The following is a 16,684-nucleotide window of genomic DNA, read 5'->3' on the forward strand; positions in this document are numbered from 1 at the left end:
CAGATAATCCATCACTTCCGCCAGGGGGTTAAATTTGCAGGATAAAATTTTGCGCAGCTAGAGCCGAAAGTACCGAATTTCAACGCAAATTTTTTCGGCGCGAGATAAAACAGACCTGCTCCGCGCCTTTGAAATTCTAAAAACCTTTCAAAGCGGCTGCGAATATTTATTGCATTAAAATTTATCCTGCTACCTTCTAATCGCTGTTTCGCGCCGTATATCTCGCGCCAAGAATGAAATTTTGCAGCTAGAGCTTTATAAAATTTAAAATTTCTCTGTGCAGATCGCACGAGCAAAAAAGACGCTAAAATCGCGCCTACGTGCCGCAGACGAACCACGTAAATTTTAAAAATTTTCAAATTTAGGCGCGGATTTTTCAACGCTCCGCCTTATTCTGTCACCGGAAGCGGCGGCATATCGGCATTTATATCGACTTTGGGCTCGCTAGGCGCGATAGGCACGTCCTTCGGCACCTCGCTATCTACCGGCGGCTTTTGCAAGGTGTCCTTTTTCTCGTCGTCGCAGCCGCCCAAAGCAAGCGCGCAGACAAAGATCGCGCACGCGGCAAAAACGCGCACAAACCCCGCGCCAAATTTAAATAAATTTCTCATCAGCAGTCCTTTGGGTAGATGATTTTTTCGCCGCGCAGAAGCTTTTGCCAAAGCTCCGGCTGCCTCCATTCCTCGCGCACGGCGGGCGAGAATTCTATCTCATCCAGCGCGATCTCGCCCATCTGCGCGTTGTAGGCGTCCTCGCGGAAGCACTGCGCGTAGCCGGTGGCCGTTTCATGCACGATGACGCTGTGAAGCTTTACTTCGCGCTCGCCATTTTGCATCTGAGTCAGGCTCAAAAGTCGGTCTACAAGGACGAAAAAAATTCTACAAAACTGCTCTGCGCTCGGATTTAGCGGTATCTGTACCCAGCGCGCGCTGTGTTTTTTAATATCCGCGATATAGCTCGCATCATCGCGCGCGTAGATCGTCGTGGCGTGGTCGAAACTATCGATAAGCTCGCGGATACCGAGCTTCATGTAGCCGAAGTCATAAACCATACCCGCTTCATCTAAAAAATTTGAGCTAAGCAAAATTTCGCATCTATAGGAGTGGCCGTGGATGCTCGTGCGGCACCGCTTCGAGCCGCACAGGCGCACTATGTGAGCGTTTTCGAATTCGTATAATTTCCTGATTATCATACCCCGTCCTTCTCGCCCCAAATTCTAATATGCAGGCGATCGGAGTAATTATAGCCGTTTTTTAGGCAAAAATCCACGCAAAATTGCGCGCCGCTTTCCAGCTCGCGACGATCCGCGCCGCGCGGCATACAATAAACTTCGCTCTCGCACGCCGCTAAAATTTCGCCGATCTCGGGCTGCGCGTCAAACTCGGGCGAGACGACGAACTTATAAAAACTATCTTTTGCGTTTTGTTTTAAGCTTCGTAGCGCGGCGAAGTTTAACCTGCGTTCGCGCGGCTCGGCGGAGTTTGAAAGCTTAGGCGAGACCGCAAAGACGCAGCTTTTGTAGGCGAGAAATTTTTCAAAATCCACGAAAATCGTGCCATTGGTTTCGAAGTGCACTTCGTATCCGCGCGCGAGCAGCTCGCAGACGAACTCGTAAAATAGCGCCTCTTTATGGTGCAGTAGCGGCTCGCCGCCTGTAATAACGACGATCGGCTTTTGGTAAAGCTTAGCGCTCTGCGGCGAGACGGAGCTATGCAGATTTAAATTTGAGGAAATTTGCGCCGCGAAATTTAAAGAATTTTCGCTCGTTAAATTTAAAGATTTTTCTGCGCTACCGTTTTGGCGGGGAAGTCTTTGCGCGGCGGCGAAATTTAAGGTATCGCTTTTAGAAAAAGGTTCGGTGGCGCCGCAAAAACCTAATGCAGAGCAAGCAGGTAGGGAACAGGACGAAGCGAATAAATTTGGAATTTTATTCAAAAGCTGGGCTAAATTTAAAATTTCTTCGTGCTCGAAGTGATTTGTAAATACCGCGCGGATCGTATCGCAGCCGCGTAGCGTCTCGCCCGTTTTTGGCGAAATGCGCTCGCCGCCGAAGCCCTCGCAGCGCAGATTGCAGCCCGCAAAGCGAAAGAAAAACGCGAGCCTGCCCGCATACTTGCCCTCGCCCTGGATACTTAAAAAGCTCTCTACGAGCCTCATCCGCCCGTCTCGTAAAAAGCGCGGCTTGAAATTTCATTCGAAGCGTCCGTTTGCCAGCGATTTTTCTCGGGCTTATTCGCTAAAATTTTAGCCAAAATTTCGGCGGCTGCGGCGATGTCGCCCTCTTTGACCGCCTTTTTGATACTTAGTGCGTCCTCGAAGTAAAGACAAGGGATCAAAAGCCCCTCGGCACTTAGTCTGATACGGTTGCAGCTCTCGCAAAAATCGTGTTTGTGCGGATCGATGATACCGAAGGTGTAGCCGTCCCCAAGCGCGTAAAGCGACGCGGGCGAGCTCTGCAATTTCGGCAGAGCGGTAAAGATAAATTTACGCCTTAAAATATCTAAAATTTCATTTGATTTTAATCCCGTAAGATCGCCGGCATGGGTGTTTTCCATAAATTCTATGAAACGGATCTGACAATCCTTTTCGCGGGCAAATTCCAGCAAATAAATAAGCTCGTCGTCGTTGATCCCTTTTAGCGCGACAGTGTTTAGCTTAACCTTTAACCCCACTTCAAGAGCGGCATCAAGACCCTCTAGGACGTTATAAAGCACGCCGCGCTGAGCTATAAATTTAGCCCGCTCTGGTCGTAGCGAGTCAAGTGACATATTGATGCGCTTTAGCCCGGCGTCTTTAAGGGCGCGCGCGTAGTTTTTGAGATAATATCCGTTGGTAGTAAGCGCAAGATCAATACCCGGAGCGTAATCCGCGATCATCTTTATAAAATCCTCGATCCCCTTTCGCACCAAAGGTTCGCCGCCCGTGATACGGATCTTCTTCACGCCGCCGTCGATCGCAACTTTGACGAATAAAAACATCTCCTCAAAGCTTAAAATATTCTCTCGCGGCACCCAATTAAACGGCGTGCTCGGCATGCAATATCTGCATCTGAAATTACACCGCTGCGTGACCGAAATGCGCAAATAATCGATCGTTCGTCCAAATTTATCAATTAGCATATTTTGCCTTAATATCAATTTGCGGCGATTATATAAAAAACAAAGCGATTTTGCAAAATTTTATTTTTATATTGCTCTCGTTATTTTCTTACCGAACCGATTAGCTCTTTAAGCTGATCTAGTAGCGGTCTGATCTGCTTTTCTACCCGCTCGTCGATCATTGTAGGCACTACATCTAGCCTCTGCTCTATCGTCTCGTCGATTACGTCGGCAATCGCGTTTATATCGATATTTGGAGCGACTTTACCGCCCGAATCGATCATCTCTTTTAGCTCCTCGACCTTCTTTTTAAGCAGATAATTTTCCTGCATAGCGTCAGTCAGGACCTGATCGAAGCGTTCGAATTTTTTATCCGCTTGCTTATCTTTAAAATATATGACGAAAAACATCAAAAATATAACGACGCAGAGTCCTAAAATGATGATAGTGTTAAGATCCATAGGGGTTCCTTAAAATAAATTTACAAAAACAAAAGCAAAAAAGGCGATGCCCAAGTAGCCGTTGAGCGTGAAAAACGCGCGATCAATCTTGCTAAAATCTCTCTGCACGATCCTATGCTCGAAGTACAGGATCGCCGCGCACGCAGCCACGCCCAGATAGGCAAAAAAGCCTAAATTTGCCGCTGCGCAAAACAGCAGCCAAAAAAGCACTGCTACGGCGTGAAAAATTTTGGAGATAAACATCGAAGCTTCCTTGCCGTAAAGCGCAGGGATGCTGTAAAGCCCTGCCGTGCGGTCAAATTCCATATCTTGAAGCGAATATAACACATCAAAGCCGCCTACCCAAAATACTACTCCAAAGCATAGCAGCACCGACCATAGCGGAATTCCTCCGCTAACGGCGATCGCTCCGGCAATCGGCGCAAGTCCTAGGCAAAAGCCGAGCATTAAATGCGCGGTCTCGCTAAAGCGCTTAAAATATGAATACCCGCCCAGTGCCGCTAAAATCGGCACCGAAAGTTTAAGCGCCAAAGGATTTATAAGCGCCGAAACCGCTATGAAAACCACCGCGTTTGCGATGATGAAAAGCAGCAAATTGCCGCGTCCGATCCGTCCGTCCACGCTAGGACGTGAAGCACAGCGCGGATTGGTGCGGTCAATGTCCTCATCCAAGTAACGATTTAGCGCCATTGCGAAGCTTCTCGCGCTTACCGCACATAAAATCCCCAGAAAAAGCAGCTTCCAGCCGAACCATACCGAGCCGCTTTGTAACTTGCTCGCAGTGATCATCGCCGTAAAGATAAACGGCAGCGCGAAAACCGAATGTTTAAAAACTATTAATTCGTTGATATCGGATAAAATTTCTTTAAATTTAGCCATTTCGCCCCTTATTTTGGGCACCATTGTATCAAAAAAAAGTAAGAATAGCTCTAAATTTGATATAATTTGAACGAAAAATTTACGAAAGGAAACGCCTTGAGCCAAGATCAAAACCCGCACGCAAGCCCGCAGATCGCGATCATCGGCACCACCGCAAGCGGTAAAAGCGATCTTGCGCTAAGTATCGCGCGCGAAATCGGCGCCGTGATTTTGAGCCTCGATTCGCTCTGCATTTACCGACAAATCGACATCGCAAGCGCCAAGCCAAGCGAGGAGCAGCTGCGCGAGATCAGGCACTTCGGCGTAAATTTAATCTATCCAAACGAATACTTCAGCGTCGGCGAGTTTATCAAAGAATACGCCGCCGCGCGGGCTTTCGCGGAGCGTAGCGGCGCGCCTTTGATAATCACTGGGGGCAGCGGATTTTATCTAAAGGCGATGCTAAGCGGGCTGGCGCCGAAGGTTCCCGATTTTAAAAGCGAAATTTCAAACGATGAAATTTACGCTCTAGCGCAGCAGATCGATCCGGAATTTGCCGCAAAGCTTAGCGCGTCTGACAGTTTTCGGTTAAAAAAATGGCTAAGCATCTATAAATTTTGCGGCGAGGCGCCGAGTAAATTTTTGCGCGAAAACACCGCCCCGCCCGTCATTTCGGATATTAAAATTTTTGAGATCGATGCGCCTAAGCAGTGGCTTACGCAGCGCATCGAGGCGCGCACGAAAGCGATGTTTGAGCGCGGGCTTTTAGAAGAGGCGGAGTTTTTATTTGCTCGCTACGGTGCGGAGTGCAGGGCGCTAGGCTGCATCGGGCTAAAGGAATGTGGGCAGCTTTTGCGCGGACAGATCTCGCGGGCGCAGTGCGAGCAGCTCGTAAGCCTGCACACGGTACAGCTCGCAAAGCGCCAACGCACCTTCAACCGCTCGCAGTTCGCGGATAAAATTTCAGCGCCGCCGCAAGAGCTGGAGCGTGAAATTTTAAAGCTCCTTCGCCGCGAGATTTAAAATCGAAATTTATCAAAATTTGCGCATTTGCTAAAAAACAACGGAGCAAGGGAGTAAAATTTAGATTTAATTTACCGCGCTGAATCGCGTCTTTAAAATTTTGCGGGTCGCGCCAAGGTCTCGTGCGGCGCGAAGCTCAGGTTAAATTTAATCACCTTCGCAAATATCAAAGCTAAATTTATCGTTATCAAGCCTATCGAAATTTTGATTTTCCGCGCTTGCGTTGCGCTTGAAAATAAAGGCGTAGCCGTATTTCTCGAAGTGCTGCGAGCTGTTTTTTAGCCCCAGGGCGCAAAGCTCGTAAGTGCCGCTTTGCAAGCCGAGCTTGAGCATGGAATTAAATTTTCGCATCTTGCCCGCAGCGCCGCTTTGGCACTCATAGCCTAGCTCGAGTTCGTCGCTTTTTAGCTCATCGAAACGATACTGCAAAGCATCGAAGCTCGCTAGGATCGCGGAGTCGCTTTGCGGGGCGAAATACAGCCTATCGCGCTTGAAAGCCACTTCGTAGCCCGCAGACGGCGCAAACTCCTCGTCAATGCAAACGAAGATCTCATAGCTGCGCACCGTAAGCGGGTAGAAAGGTAAAGCTTTAGCGCCCTTTACGGCGTCATAAAACAGCTGCTTGTGCGCGTTCCAGTAGCTTAGAAGCTTTTTGCTCTGCATTTTCGCTCCTTTAAAAACTCACTCAAATCGCGCGGCTCAAGCAGCGCAAAACCGTAGCCGTCAGCACTTAGCTCGCCCAAAAACATATCTCTCCTTGTTGGCAAAGCGCGATGGGTTCAATTCGCGCTTAAAATTTTAGCTCAATACCCGCTTAAAAAGACGAAATTATTTACCGCGCCGGTTAGAAATTTCACTAAAAACGGCGCCAGCACGCATGCCACGCTAGCTAGCACGACGGCAAATTTTATCTGCACCGATACCGCGCTCAGCGAGCCGTCAAACTCCGCGTCCTCTCGCGGCTCGTGCAAAAACATACGCACAATAAGGCGCAGGTAGTAATACAGCGCGAGCGCGCTATTTACCGCCATGATGACGGCGAGGGCGAAGTAGCCCGAATTGACCGCCGCGCTTAGCAGATACATCTTGCCCCAAAACACGCTAAACGGCGGAATACCCGCAAGCGAGAGCATAAAGATTGCCGCGCATAGCGCAAAGAGCGGATGGGTACGGATCAGACCGTCAAATTTCTCAAACGGATGCTCGAAGCGAGCCGCAAATTTAGAGCTTTGCGCGCAAATTTCGGCGCCGGGCTCGCAAGTTTTAGTGCCGAAAAGGCTCGCTTCCGCGCCAAGCTTAGTCGCTTTCAAATTTGACCCGCTTGCTTTGGAATTTTGCTCGCTCGCTTTAACGCTCCACTCGGCGCAGACTGAATCTTGCCCGCTTGAGCTTAAATTTAACTCGCCGGCAAAGCTCGGCTCATGATTTTGCGAAAAAGCGGGCTTTGGGTTTGAGATAGAGCTCTCGCCGTTTGCATTTAAATTTAAAGCGGGGCTTTGGGTTTTAAATTTTAAATTTAATGATCGCGCGCGCCTTTGCCGTACGCACCAGATGAAGGCAAACGCACCGAGGTTCGCCACGGCATATAGGATCCAGTAGGTGAAAAGTGCGGCGTTTGCCTGCGTCGAGCCGATCACGATCGCGCAGAGCACGAAGCCTGCGTGCGAAATGGAGCTGAAAGCGAGCATCCGCTTGACGTCGCGCTGTACGAGCGCCATAAGGTTCGCTAAGCTCATCGTAAGCACCGCTACGGCGTAGAGCACGATGTTCAGCCACTGCACGCCGATGCTTTGCAGCGCTTCAAACAGCCTGATCGCCACGACAAAGCCCGCGATCTTGGGCACGACGGACAAAAAGCCCGCCATAGCCGAGCTCGCACCCTCGTAAACGTCGGGCGTCCAGGTGTGAAACGGGATCAGCGAGAGCTTAAATCCTATCGAGACGATCATAAATGAGCAGGCGGCGAAAAGCAAGACGTTGGTTTGTAAATTTGAACTCTTGGCGATCTGCGCGATGTTTGAAATTTCCATAGAGCCGGTCGATAGAAAAAACATCACCGCGCCGAATGCGAAAAAGCCCGATCCCAGCGCGCCCATTATGAAGTATTTTAGCGCCGCTTCGACCGATCTGGCGCGGTTGTGAAGCGCGATTAGCGTATAAAGCGCCAGCGAGCCCGTCTCAAGCCCAACGAGGATCATCATTAAGCTTTCGCTCGCGACCATAAACTCATAGCCCACGAGCACGAATAAAAACAGCACGAAAAACTCCGCCGTGTGGTACTCGTGCGCGCTTCTTGCGCCCAAAGACAGAAAGATGAAAAATATCGAGCCTGCGAGCATAATAAGCATCGATAGCGTCGCGATTCCGTCCACCAGCATCACGTCGAAAAGCCCGCGTATGCCGCTGTTGTATCCAAAAACGAGCCCGAAGCCCAGAGCTAGCGCCAGTATCGTGATGACGGCGTAAAATTTATACGATAGCGTGCGCGCAAAAAGCGAAACCGCGAGCATCAGCAGGGCAAATCCTCCAAGTATCGCCATAGGCGCGATCGAGGCTAAATTTAAAAGATTATTTTGCATCGCTTCTTACCTTAAAATTTGCTTTTTCCATATAGGCGCGAGTCGCAGTCTGAGAGGCTTTGTTAAACATCAGCTCAAGGCTTTGCATCACACTAGGCTCGATGCTCTTTAACATCAGATTCGGCGCGACGCCAAGCACTACCACCAGCACGCAGATAGGGATGATAGAGCAAAGCTCGGTTCTGTTTAGATCGCTTAGCTTTTTATTCTCCTCATGCACGAGGGCGCCGAAGAAGGTCTTTTTATAAAGATTCATCGAATAGATCGCGCCCATTATGATGCCGAGCCCGCCCAAAAGCGCATAGCTAAAGCTTATTTTAAAAATCCCCGCAAGACTTAGGAATTCTCCCACGAAACCGATCGTAAGCGGAAGTCCTATCGAGCCTAGCAGCACGACGCAAAAACAAAACGCATAAAGCGGCATCACTTGCGCAAGCCCACCGAACTCGCCAAAAAGCTTCGTGTGCCTGCGGTCGTATAAAAAGCCTACGAGCATAAAAAGCCCGCCGCTTACGATACCGTGGCTTATCATCAAAAATACCGCGCCGCTCATTCCTTCGCGGCTCATTGAAAAAATTCCAAGCATTATTACGCCCATATGCGCGATCGAGCTATACGCGATAACCTGTTTGATATCCTTCTGCGCAAAGGCGATGAAGCTTGCATAGATGATCATAACGATCGCTATGGCGCACATCATCCCGCCAAAATGCACGCTCGCGTCGGGAAATAGCGGCAGCGAAAATCGCACGAAGCCGTATGTGCCCATCTTAAGAAGCACCGCGGCAAGCAGAACCGAGCCTATCGTAGGAGCCTGCCCGTGCGCATACGGAAGCCAGGTATGAAAAGGAAAGCAAGGCGTCTTGATCGCAAAGGCGATCGAAAATGCCAAAAACAGAGGAATTTGCGTACTAAGCGGCAGCGACAGGCTCTGCCAGTTTAGGATATTAAAGCTATACTCGCCCGTAGCCTCGTGGTATAAGTAGCTCATCGCTACGAGTCCAACGAGCAAAAACATCGAACCTAGAAAGGTGTAGATGAAAAATTTTACCGCGGCGTAAATTCTCTTGCCGCTGCCCCACGCGCCGATGATGTAGAGCATCGGAATAAGCGAAAGCTCCCAAAAGATGTAAAACAAAATCGCATCTAGCGCCACGAAAACGCCCACCATCGTCATCTCTAAAAACAAAATGCAGATGATTAAATTTTTGGCGCGCTCTTTAATACTTAGGCTAAGCAGCGCCAAAAATGTAACCAGCGTGCTTAGGATCACTAAAAACAGCGAAATTCCGTCCACGCCGATAAAGTAGTTGATGCCGTATTCGCTTATGAAAGGGTGCAGCACGCTAAACGCGATGCCGTCCACCGGCTCATAGAGTATCCACAAAACGAGCGAAAGCACAAACTCTATAAAGCTCATCGTAACGGCGTAGGTCTTAATGCTCGCTTCGTCGATCAAAAAGCCCAAAATCGCAGCTACCGCCGGAAAAAATATAACCAAACTTAAAAAGTATTCCATGCCCACCTCACAGCGCAAACGCCAAAATCAGCAAAATGAAAGATCCCAAAACCATCCACCTTAAATTTGCGCTCAAATCTCCGCTATTGCTTGCGCGATCCGCCCCTTCGCCGCTTTTTACCGCAATGCGAGCGATCAGATCGACGCTGGCGTCTATGATCGCGCCGTCGCATTTAGCGCAGACCTCGCTAAGCTTAGCGTATCCGCGCACGATCACGCGCTCGTAAATTTGCGGAATAAAATACTGAGCGATCAAAATTTTATAAAATTTGCAGTTCTTTAAATTTTGGCTAAATTTACCCTTGCCGTATGTCCAAATCGTGCCGATCGCCACCGCGCTTATCATCGCTAGCGTTAGAGCGATCAAAATTACCTCCACGCCGTGCGGGATCGAAGCTTTAAAGCCCGGAAGTATGCTAAGCACGAACTCCGCAAAATCGTGCTCGAAAAAGCCTGCGATCACCGCAGGCACGGCTAGCACGCCCATCGCGATGAGGGCAAAGCCTTTCGCCTCGTGCGGATGGTGGGTAAATTTTTGCTTGCCGAAAAACACGAGCATTATTAGGCGCACGCTGTAAAACGTCGTCATCGCGGCGCCCGCAAACAGCAGCGCCCAGATAAAATACGCGTCCGCGCTCCACGCCGCTTCTAAAATTTTATCTTTTGAGAAAAAGCCCGCGAACGGATAAAATCCGCAAAGCGCGAGCGAGCCTATGCACATCAAAATTGCCGTAGGCCGCATAAACTTATATAATCCGCCCATATTTTGGATATTTAGATCGTCCTTCATCGCGTGCATTACGTTGCCCGCGCCCAAAAATAGAAGCGCTTTGAAAAACGCATGCGTCGCGAGATGAAATAGCGCGATCCAATACGCCCCGAGCCCCGCGGCGACGAACATATAGCCAAGCTGCGAAAGCGTGGAGTAGGCGATGATTTTTTTAAGATCGTTATGAACCAGCGCCATCGACGCCGCAAAGACCGCCACGAAAGTGCCCAAGCAGACGATAAAACCGCTTACTTCGGGCGCGAGCGCGAAAATCGCGTTTGCGCGGATTACCAGATAAACGCCCGCCGTAACCATCGTCGCTGCGTGAATGAGCGCAGATACGGGCGTCGGACCCGCCATCGCGTCGGCAAGCCAGGTATGGAACGGAAACTGCGCGCTTTTGCCCATCGCGCCGATGAATAAAAGCGCGGCGATCAGGGTTAAAATTTCAGGCTCCAAGCTCGCTGCGCTCGCAAACACCACCTCGTACCGCAGCGAGCCGAAATTTAAATAGATCAGAAAAATTCCAAGCAACATCCCAAGGTCCGCGATGCGGTTCATTATGAAAGCTTCGTTGGCGCACCAGCTGTAGTTGCTCCTGTCGTACCAAAAGCCTATTAACAGCCACGAGCAAAGTCCGACCCCCTCCCAGCCGATGAAAAGTCCTAAAAAATTATCGCTTGTTACCAAAACCAGCATCGAAAAAACGAAAAGCCCCAGGAAGCTGAAAAATTTAGCGAAGTTTTCATCATCCCACATATAGTAGATCGAATACACGTGCACGACGCTGGAAACGATGCCTACGACTACCATCATCACCGCACTTACGCTATCTATGAGAAAGCTAAATTTTGCATCCAAAAATCCCGTGCTTATGAAATCGGCTAAATTTACGCTGATTAGGCGGTTATCAGAGACGAGCTCCATCAAAGCAAGCGACGCGATAGTGCTTAAAATCACCAGCGCCGAGCAGACTACGCCAATAAACATCTTATCTTTGGCGCGAATGAAAACGCCTGCGAAGATCGCCGAGGCAAGCGGTGCGAAAAGGGCGATTAAGAGCCATACAAAAACGGTATCAAGCATCCGGCCCGTCCTTAGAAGGATTTTTAAAATTTACGAAGCTGTCAAGTTCGATGCTGCCTGTTTTCTTATACCACAAGATGAGCAGCCCAAGTCCCACGGCCATCTCGCTCGCGGCGATCGCTACGATGAAAAGCGCAAAAATTTCGCCGTTTATATTGTCGTAAAATTTCGCCACGGCGACGAGGGCTAAATTTGCGGCGTTTAATAAAATTTCGCTCGAAAAAAAGAGCATTATCAAATTTCTTCGCTTCATCATACCAGCAAGCCCAAGCCCAAACATCATCGCAGCAACGATCAGATAGTGATTTAGACTCATTTTATCCCTCGCTCTCTTCGTAGCTCAGGCTTGCGTCCATCTGCTTATGCGCAAGCACGATAGCGCAGATCATCGCCACGAGCAGCATCACGGCGGCAAGCTCGAAAATTGCCAGATATTTCGTAAAAATAATCATCCCAAGCGCCTCGGTATCGTCGGTGTTTAAAATTTTAAGCGTTTCTACGTTGTTCGCAACCACCGCGCCGAGCACGATAATCACGAGCAAAAATGCGATCACGCCGCTAAGCGCGAAAAATAGCCTTGCCCCCTTTTTCGGCTCGCTTACGTTTTTATCCGCGCCCAAAAACATCAGCGCAAAGCCGTAAAGCACGATCACGGCGCCAGTGTAGACTATGATCTGCACTACGCCCAAAAACTCCGCATCCAGCAAGAAGAAAAATCCGCTCATAAAGACCATGCCGCCAGCCAGCGCGCTAAGTGCGTAAAGGACGTTTTTGCTAAAAACGCTGATGCCGAAAAGCGCCAGGCAAACCGCGCTGAAAAAATAAAATGCGAATGTTTGTATCATTGCTCCTCCCCCTGCGCAGCGGAATCCAGCGCGGAGCTTTGCGTAGAATTCTCAGCGTCCGCGGCGGAATTCTTTTTGGAATTTGCCTTAGATTTTTTACCTCGCATCGTAGAATTCCCCGCATCTTGCGGAATAGAATTTTCTTTAGAATTTTCCGCCAAATTTTTACTATCCGTAGCGGAATCTTCGGCGTTTTGAGAGACGCGATTTTCTTTGGAATTTCGCTGCGAATCGGGCGCGGAATTTTGAGCGTCCGTAACGGAATTTTCTTTAGACTTTTCGGCGTCCGCGGCGGAGCTTTCCTTTAAGCCCGCCCGTTCGGTATTTTGCCGCTCGGCTAAAATTTCGCCGCTTAAGCCCGCGCCGCCTGAAAATAGAATTTTATCGCTAGCGGCACCCTCTTTTTTAGAGCTTTCCGCAGCGCTATTTTTTAAATTTGAATCCGCGCTCTTTGAGCTTAGCTCATCGCTTGCGGCGTCGCTTTTTATATAGGCGTTCGGCGTCATCTTGATTCGTGCGCCTGCGTTTTCATCCAGGCTGCCATAGCCCGCAAACTCCTGCGCCGCGCCGTTTAAGCATAAATTTTCGCCGCGAATTAAAAGATCCTCTTTGAAGCCGTAGTAGGCTCGCTGTTCGCTCGCGAGCTCATATTCGCAGCCGTGCACGATAGCGATCTCGGGACAGACGTCCGCGCAAAGCCCGCAATAGACGCAGCGCCCTAAATTTATCGAGTAGTTATCTACCTTTTTGCGACCGTCGCTGCCGAGGCTTGTCTCCATCGCGATGCAGTTCGCCACGCAGATCTTCTCGCACAAGCCGCATCCTATGCAGCGTTCGCTGCCGCTTTCAAGCAGGCGCATAAGCTTATGCACGCCGCGATATCTAGGCGGCATGACAAATTTTTCCATAGGATACCGAAGCGTATGCGAGCCGCCGCGCTTAAACATATTTCGCAAAACGACCCACAGCCCCACGAAAAGCTCGCCGCGAAAGGTGCGGGCTAGGAATCTACGAAGCTTATCGCTGCCGGATTTAATAGGGGCTCGTTTATCGATCTGAGCGTATCTTGCCATCGCGCCCTCCTTAAACGATCGCTAGCGCCGTAATTAGCACGCAAGCAAGAGCTAGCGGCATACAGACTTTCCAGCAAAGCCCCATCAGCTGATCGGGGCGCAGATGCGGCCACGCCGCGCGAGCCCATAGAAAGCAGAAAAACACGAGGCTTGATTTTAATACCATCATAACGCCACCAGGGATAAACCAAAACGCGTTGAATCCGCCCAAGAACAGCAGCGTCGTAACGACGGAGTAGGTTATGATATTGGCGTATTCGCCGATAAAAAACATACCCCAGCGCATACCCGAATACGCCGTACCAGCGCCCGCTACGATCTCGGTTTCGTTTTCGGTAAGACACAGCGGCGTGCGGTTACACTCTACAAAGGCTGCGATGAGAAAGAGCGCGAAGCAGACGGGCTCTTTCCAGATAAACCACTTGTCAATACCGCCGCTTTGCGCGCTTACGATGTCGATGAGCGAGAGTGAGCCCGTGATCATCACGATAGGGATCAGGCTAAGACCGTTGATCACCTCAAAGCAAGTGATCTGCAAAAACGCGCGAAACGCGCCTATTGTGCCCCATTTATTGTAGCTCGCAAGCCCTCCGATTAGCAATCCATAAACGCAGGTGCCGCTAGCTCCGAGCAAAAATAAAATTCCCACATTTATATCGCTTAAAATCGGCTGGATCGTCCGCCCGCCGATCGTAAACTCCGGCAGCAGCGGCACTACCGAAAGCGCCACGAAAGCCCCCGTAGCCGATATTATCGGCGCGATTTTAAAAAGAAGCTTATTCGCCCGCGCAGGGATCGCATCCTCTTTGGTAAAAAGCTTTATCATATCCGCGCCTACCTGCAAAAGCCCCGCAGGCCCGACCATAGAGGGCCCGATCCTGCGCTGCATAAAGGCAAGCACCTTGCGCTCGGCATAGGTCGCAAGCCCCGAGAGCAGCGCGATGACGGCTAAAATCACGAGCGCCTTTAAGACGGTAGCTACGAAATAAAATGCACTATCGCTCATCTGCCCTCTCCTTTGGAATTTGAAATTTTATCGATTTTCACGCTTGCATAGCGCGAGGTTTTGAAAAATATCTCGCCGCGCAGTTTCTCGTCAAAATACGGCAGATACGCCCCGCTAAAGCCCGGATCGATCTTTACGCTAGCGACGATTTCGCATTTTAAATTTACGAGCTCAGTCGCGCCGTTTTCGCCATTTGCATTGTCAGAGGTACTGACTTTGTGCGCGCCGCTAGCGCGATCCGCTTTTTTTGCACGACCGGCGTCGCCCTTGTCGCTTTCGTTGCTAGCAGCGCTAGCTTTAGGTGCGTCGCTAGTTTTTTCATTATGACCCGCGCCGTCTGCTTGGTAAATTTTAACGACGTCGCCCGCGTTCACGCCCAAGCTTTCGGCGATGCTAGGGCTTAGATACAGTGCGCCCGCTTCGCCCAGTCCGCTGCTTGCGCCGCTAAATTTATTGAATTGATGCAGCGGATTTGCCTCATAGATTAAAATTTCGCCCTCACCCGCGCTAAGCGGCGCGGAAAGCGAAATTTCAAACTCATCCTCGCTCGCGGCGAGCTCCTCGTTTCGCAACTCATATCCGCGGTGGTTTGCGCCGCCGTTGTCGTAGAAATTTTCTAAATCGTCAAATTTAATCGGCTCAAAATCCGCGCCCAAGTTTGACGTATAGCTGATCGCGTGCTCCGCGCAAACTCCCAGCGCACAGGCGATGTCGTTTAACTCATATCCGCCGTAATCAAGCGCCGCATTGGTAGGCACTACGCGCTTATCGTAGTTCGTAAACGTGCCCTCCTGCTGCACCAAGCTAGGCGCGTCCAGATCCGCTTCCAGCACGCCGAAGCTTATATCGCCCGCTTCATTGTAGCCTAGCGCCTCGCCCGCGCTCGCTTGCGCGCTAAGCTCGCAGATGAGCGCGACGCCTAGACTGTTCGTGCGCGGCGGCACCAATAGCACCTTAAATGGCGTGTAGCGCTGCACCAAGCCTGCTAGACGCGCAAGCATGGCGCTATTTGGCGTGCGGATAAAATCCTCGCCGATGATAAGCGAAAAATGCTCCTTTTTAGCCAAAATTTCATCTATTTTTTGCTCGTCCAGACCCAGCGCGCGGGCGAAATTTGAAATTTTACTTTCCGCGGGATTCTCGGAATTCTGCGCGGAATTTTTTGCGGAATCCGCGCTGCTTGTGCCTGCGGAATTTGCAGAATTTTGGGTGCGCTCTAAATTTTGCAAATCTGCGGATTTCTCGTCTAAATTTTCCTCCGTCGCAGCGCGCGAAATTTCAAATTCCGCCGCGAGTTTCACATCCAGCCACTCAGGCAGATCGCGCCCGAACTTTTGCAAGATCCAAAGCAGGATCTGTGCCTCCAAGCCCGCAGCGTGCGGCTGATGGATGAAATTTTTGCCAAAGCCCTTAATGCCCTCGTCGCAAAACGGATGAAAATAGATTCCGCTTGCCTTATTTAGCTTGCAGGCGCTATTTACCGCATAGCCCAGATTTGGCGCGTCGCTACGTAAAAACGTGCCGCAAACAACGATGAAATCGCTGTTTTTAATCGTTTGCGAATTGGCATTATAAAATTTTGTGCCGCTAAGCTTAGAAAATTCGCGCAAAAATTTTTGATACGCAAGCGCTTCATCGTTAATCAGAGCGAGCTTAAATTTTTGCCGCAAAAGCTCTAAAATCCGCGCCTCTTCGTTGGTAATGAAGCTATTAAATTTGATATTTTTGATCTCGCCGTCCTCGATGCCGCGCACGATGCGGCTAAAAACCGCATCGTTTTTGCTCGCCCGCTCGTTTGAAAAATCCCAGCCGAAGCGCGCTCCCGCATGCAGGACACTAAAATTTATGTCGCTGCTAACGCGATAAATTTTTTCACGCGGGTCGCCTATGCCGCGGCGCTTGACCTCGTAATAAAGTAGTTCGCAGTCGCTACTGTGCGGATTGGAAGCGGGGATTTGGCGCAACTCCCAGGCGTTTGAAACGTATTTAAACGCGCTCTCTACCAGAGCCCCAGTCGGGCAGACCGCCGCGCTCTCACCGTAGTTTACGCAATCGTCATTTTCATTTACTCGCGCGATTAGGCTTTTTTGAAGTTTGTTCCACACGGCGTAGGCGTCTTTAGGCATCGCGTCTTTTTGCTCCTTGCTCGGCGCGTCTCCGCCGCGCGGAACGAGTTTAAACGCATCTACGCCCAGGCGGTCTTTCGCGGCGGTAATACAGCGTTCGCAAACGATGCAAAGGCTAGGATCGTAGCTCAAATAACCCCAATCCTGCACCTCGCGCGCCATATCGCGGATAGCGTAAATTTGGGCATTTGTGCGCATCAGATGGGCTAAATTTTGAAGCTCGCACTCGCCGCTTTGATCG

Annotated in this window: 16 protein-coding genes and 2 pseudogenes; 1 reads left to right on the forward strand and 17 read right to left on the reverse strand. The window is 50.1% G+C overall.

Features of this window, described 5'->3' with window-relative positions:
- Positions 1-11: 11 nt before the first annotated feature.
- The 8 genes and pseudogenes from Q0438_RS01085 to mqnP all read right to left on the reverse strand — a co-directional run bounded on the left by Q0438_RS01085 (position 12) and on the right by mqnP (position 4,438).
- Positions 12-380: a hypothetical protein gene (locus Q0438_RS01085; RefSeq protein ID WP_299186340.1), complete on the reverse strand. Its 369-nt coding sequence runs from the start codon at positions 378-380 to the stop codon at positions 12-14.
- A gap of 9 nt (positions 381-389) precedes the next feature.
- Positions 390-611, reverse strand: coding sequence for a hypothetical protein (locus Q0438_RS01090; RefSeq protein WP_299186343.1), 222 nt, complete (start codon positions 609-611; stop codon positions 390-392).
- Positions 611-1,192, reverse strand: coding sequence for a 6-carboxytetrahydropterin synthase (locus tag Q0438_RS01095; RefSeq protein ID WP_299186346.1), 582 nt, complete (start codon positions 1,190-1,192; stop codon positions 611-613). The genes Q0438_RS01090 and Q0438_RS01095 overlap by 1 nt, the downstream gene beginning before the upstream one ends.
- Entirely contained in the window at positions 1,189-1,935 is a 747-nt protein-coding gene (locus Q0438_RS01100; RefSeq protein ID WP_299186369.1) for a 4Fe-4S cluster-binding domain-containing protein, read from the reverse strand. The genes Q0438_RS01095 and Q0438_RS01100 overlap by 4 nt, the downstream gene beginning before the upstream one ends.
- Positions 1,924-2,157 (reverse strand): annotated as a pseudogene (locus tag Q0438_RS01105) (7-carboxy-7-deazaguanine synthase QueE); the annotation flags it as partial. The pseudogene Q0438_RS01105 and the gene Q0438_RS01100, both read right to left, overlap by 12 nt.
- Complete coding sequence (gene moaA, locus Q0438_RS01110) at positions 2,154-3,119, reverse strand: GTP 3',8-cyclase MoaA (protein WP_299186348.1); 966 nt, start codon at positions 3,117-3,119, stop codon at positions 2,154-2,156. The pseudogene Q0438_RS01105 and the gene moaA, both read right to left, overlap by 4 nt.
- Positions 3,120-3,199: 80 nt before the next feature.
- Positions 3,200-3,559: a hypothetical protein gene (locus Q0438_RS01115; RefSeq protein ID WP_005869739.1), complete on the reverse strand. Its 360-nt coding sequence runs from the start codon at positions 3,557-3,559 to the stop codon at positions 3,200-3,202.
- 9 nt (positions 3,560-3,568) lie between these two features.
- Positions 3,569-4,438 (reverse strand): menaquinone biosynthesis prenyltransferase MqnP, encoded by an 870-nt coding sequence (mqnP, locus tag Q0438_RS01120; protein ID WP_299186351.1) that lies wholly within the window; start codon positions 4,436-4,438, stop codon positions 3,569-3,571.
- Positions 4,439-4,534: 96 nt separating this feature from the next.
- Here mqnP and miaA point away from each other — a divergent pair, with 96 nt between their 5' ends.
- A complete protein-coding gene (gene miaA, locus Q0438_RS01125; protein WP_299186353.1) occupies positions 4,535-5,440 on the forward strand; it encodes a tRNA (adenosine(37)-N6)-dimethylallyltransferase MiaA in 906 nt (301 codons plus the stop codon).
- Positions 5,441-5,587: 147 nt separating this feature from the next.
- On the opposite strand, the gene Q0438_RS01130 is transcribed toward miaA, so the two are convergent.
- From Q0438_RS01130 to Q0438_RS01170, 9 genes and pseudogenes are all read right to left on the reverse strand, one after another.
- Positions 5,588-6,103 (reverse strand): hypothetical protein, encoded by a 516-nt coding sequence (locus Q0438_RS01130; RefSeq protein WP_299186355.1) that lies wholly within the window; start codon positions 6,101-6,103, stop codon positions 5,588-5,590.
- A gap of 140 nt (positions 6,104-6,243) precedes the next feature.
- Complete coding sequence (locus Q0438_RS01135; protein WP_299186358.1) at positions 6,244-8,019, reverse strand: NADH-quinone oxidoreductase subunit N; 1,776 nt, start codon at positions 8,017-8,019, stop codon at positions 6,244-6,246.
- A complete protein-coding gene (locus Q0438_RS01140) occupies positions 8,009-9,538 on the reverse strand; it encodes an NADH-quinone oxidoreductase subunit M (protein WP_299186360.1) in 1,530 nt (509 codons plus the stop codon). Before Q0438_RS01140 ends, Q0438_RS01135 begins: the two co-directional genes overlap by 11 nt.
- A gap of 7 nt (positions 9,539-9,545) precedes the next feature.
- Positions 9,546-11,393 carry an NADH-quinone oxidoreductase subunit L gene (gene nuoL, locus Q0438_RS01145; RefSeq protein ID WP_299186362.1) on the reverse strand — a complete coding sequence of 616 codons (1,848 nt, stop codon included), beginning with the start codon at positions 11,391-11,393 and terminating at the stop codon, positions 9,546-9,548.
- Positions 11,386-11,709: an NADH-quinone oxidoreductase subunit NuoK gene (nuoK, locus tag Q0438_RS01150; protein ID WP_295151092.1), complete on the reverse strand. Its 324-nt coding sequence runs from the start codon at positions 11,707-11,709 to the stop codon at positions 11,386-11,388. The genes nuoL and nuoK overlap by 8 nt, the downstream gene beginning before the upstream one ends.
- A 1-nt stretch (position 11,710) precedes the next feature.
- Positions 11,711-12,238: an NADH-quinone oxidoreductase subunit J gene (locus Q0438_RS01155; RefSeq protein ID WP_299186365.1), complete on the reverse strand. Its 528-nt coding sequence runs from the start codon at positions 12,236-12,238 to the stop codon at positions 11,711-11,713.
- A gap of 488 nt (positions 12,239-12,726) precedes the next feature.
- A pseudogene (gene nuoI, locus Q0438_RS01160) lies at positions 12,727-13,311 on the reverse strand (NADH-quinone oxidoreductase subunit NuoI); the annotation flags it as partial.
- 10 nt (positions 13,312-13,321) lie between these two features.
- Positions 13,322-14,317, reverse strand: coding sequence for an NADH-quinone oxidoreductase subunit NuoH (gene nuoH / locus Q0438_RS01165; RefSeq protein ID WP_297881368.1), 996 nt, complete (start codon positions 14,315-14,317; stop codon positions 13,322-13,324).
- Positions 14,314-16,684, reverse strand: a 2,371-nt coding sequence (locus tag Q0438_RS01170; RefSeq protein ID WP_299186367.1) for an NADH-quinone oxidoreductase subunit G, incomplete at its 5' end; no start/stop codon positions are given. The genes nuoH and Q0438_RS01170, both read right to left, overlap by 4 nt.

The organism is uncultured Campylobacter sp. (assembly GCF_938030785.1).
Classification (GTDB): Bacteria; Campylobacterota; Campylobacteria; order Campylobacterales; family Campylobacteraceae; genus Campylobacter_B.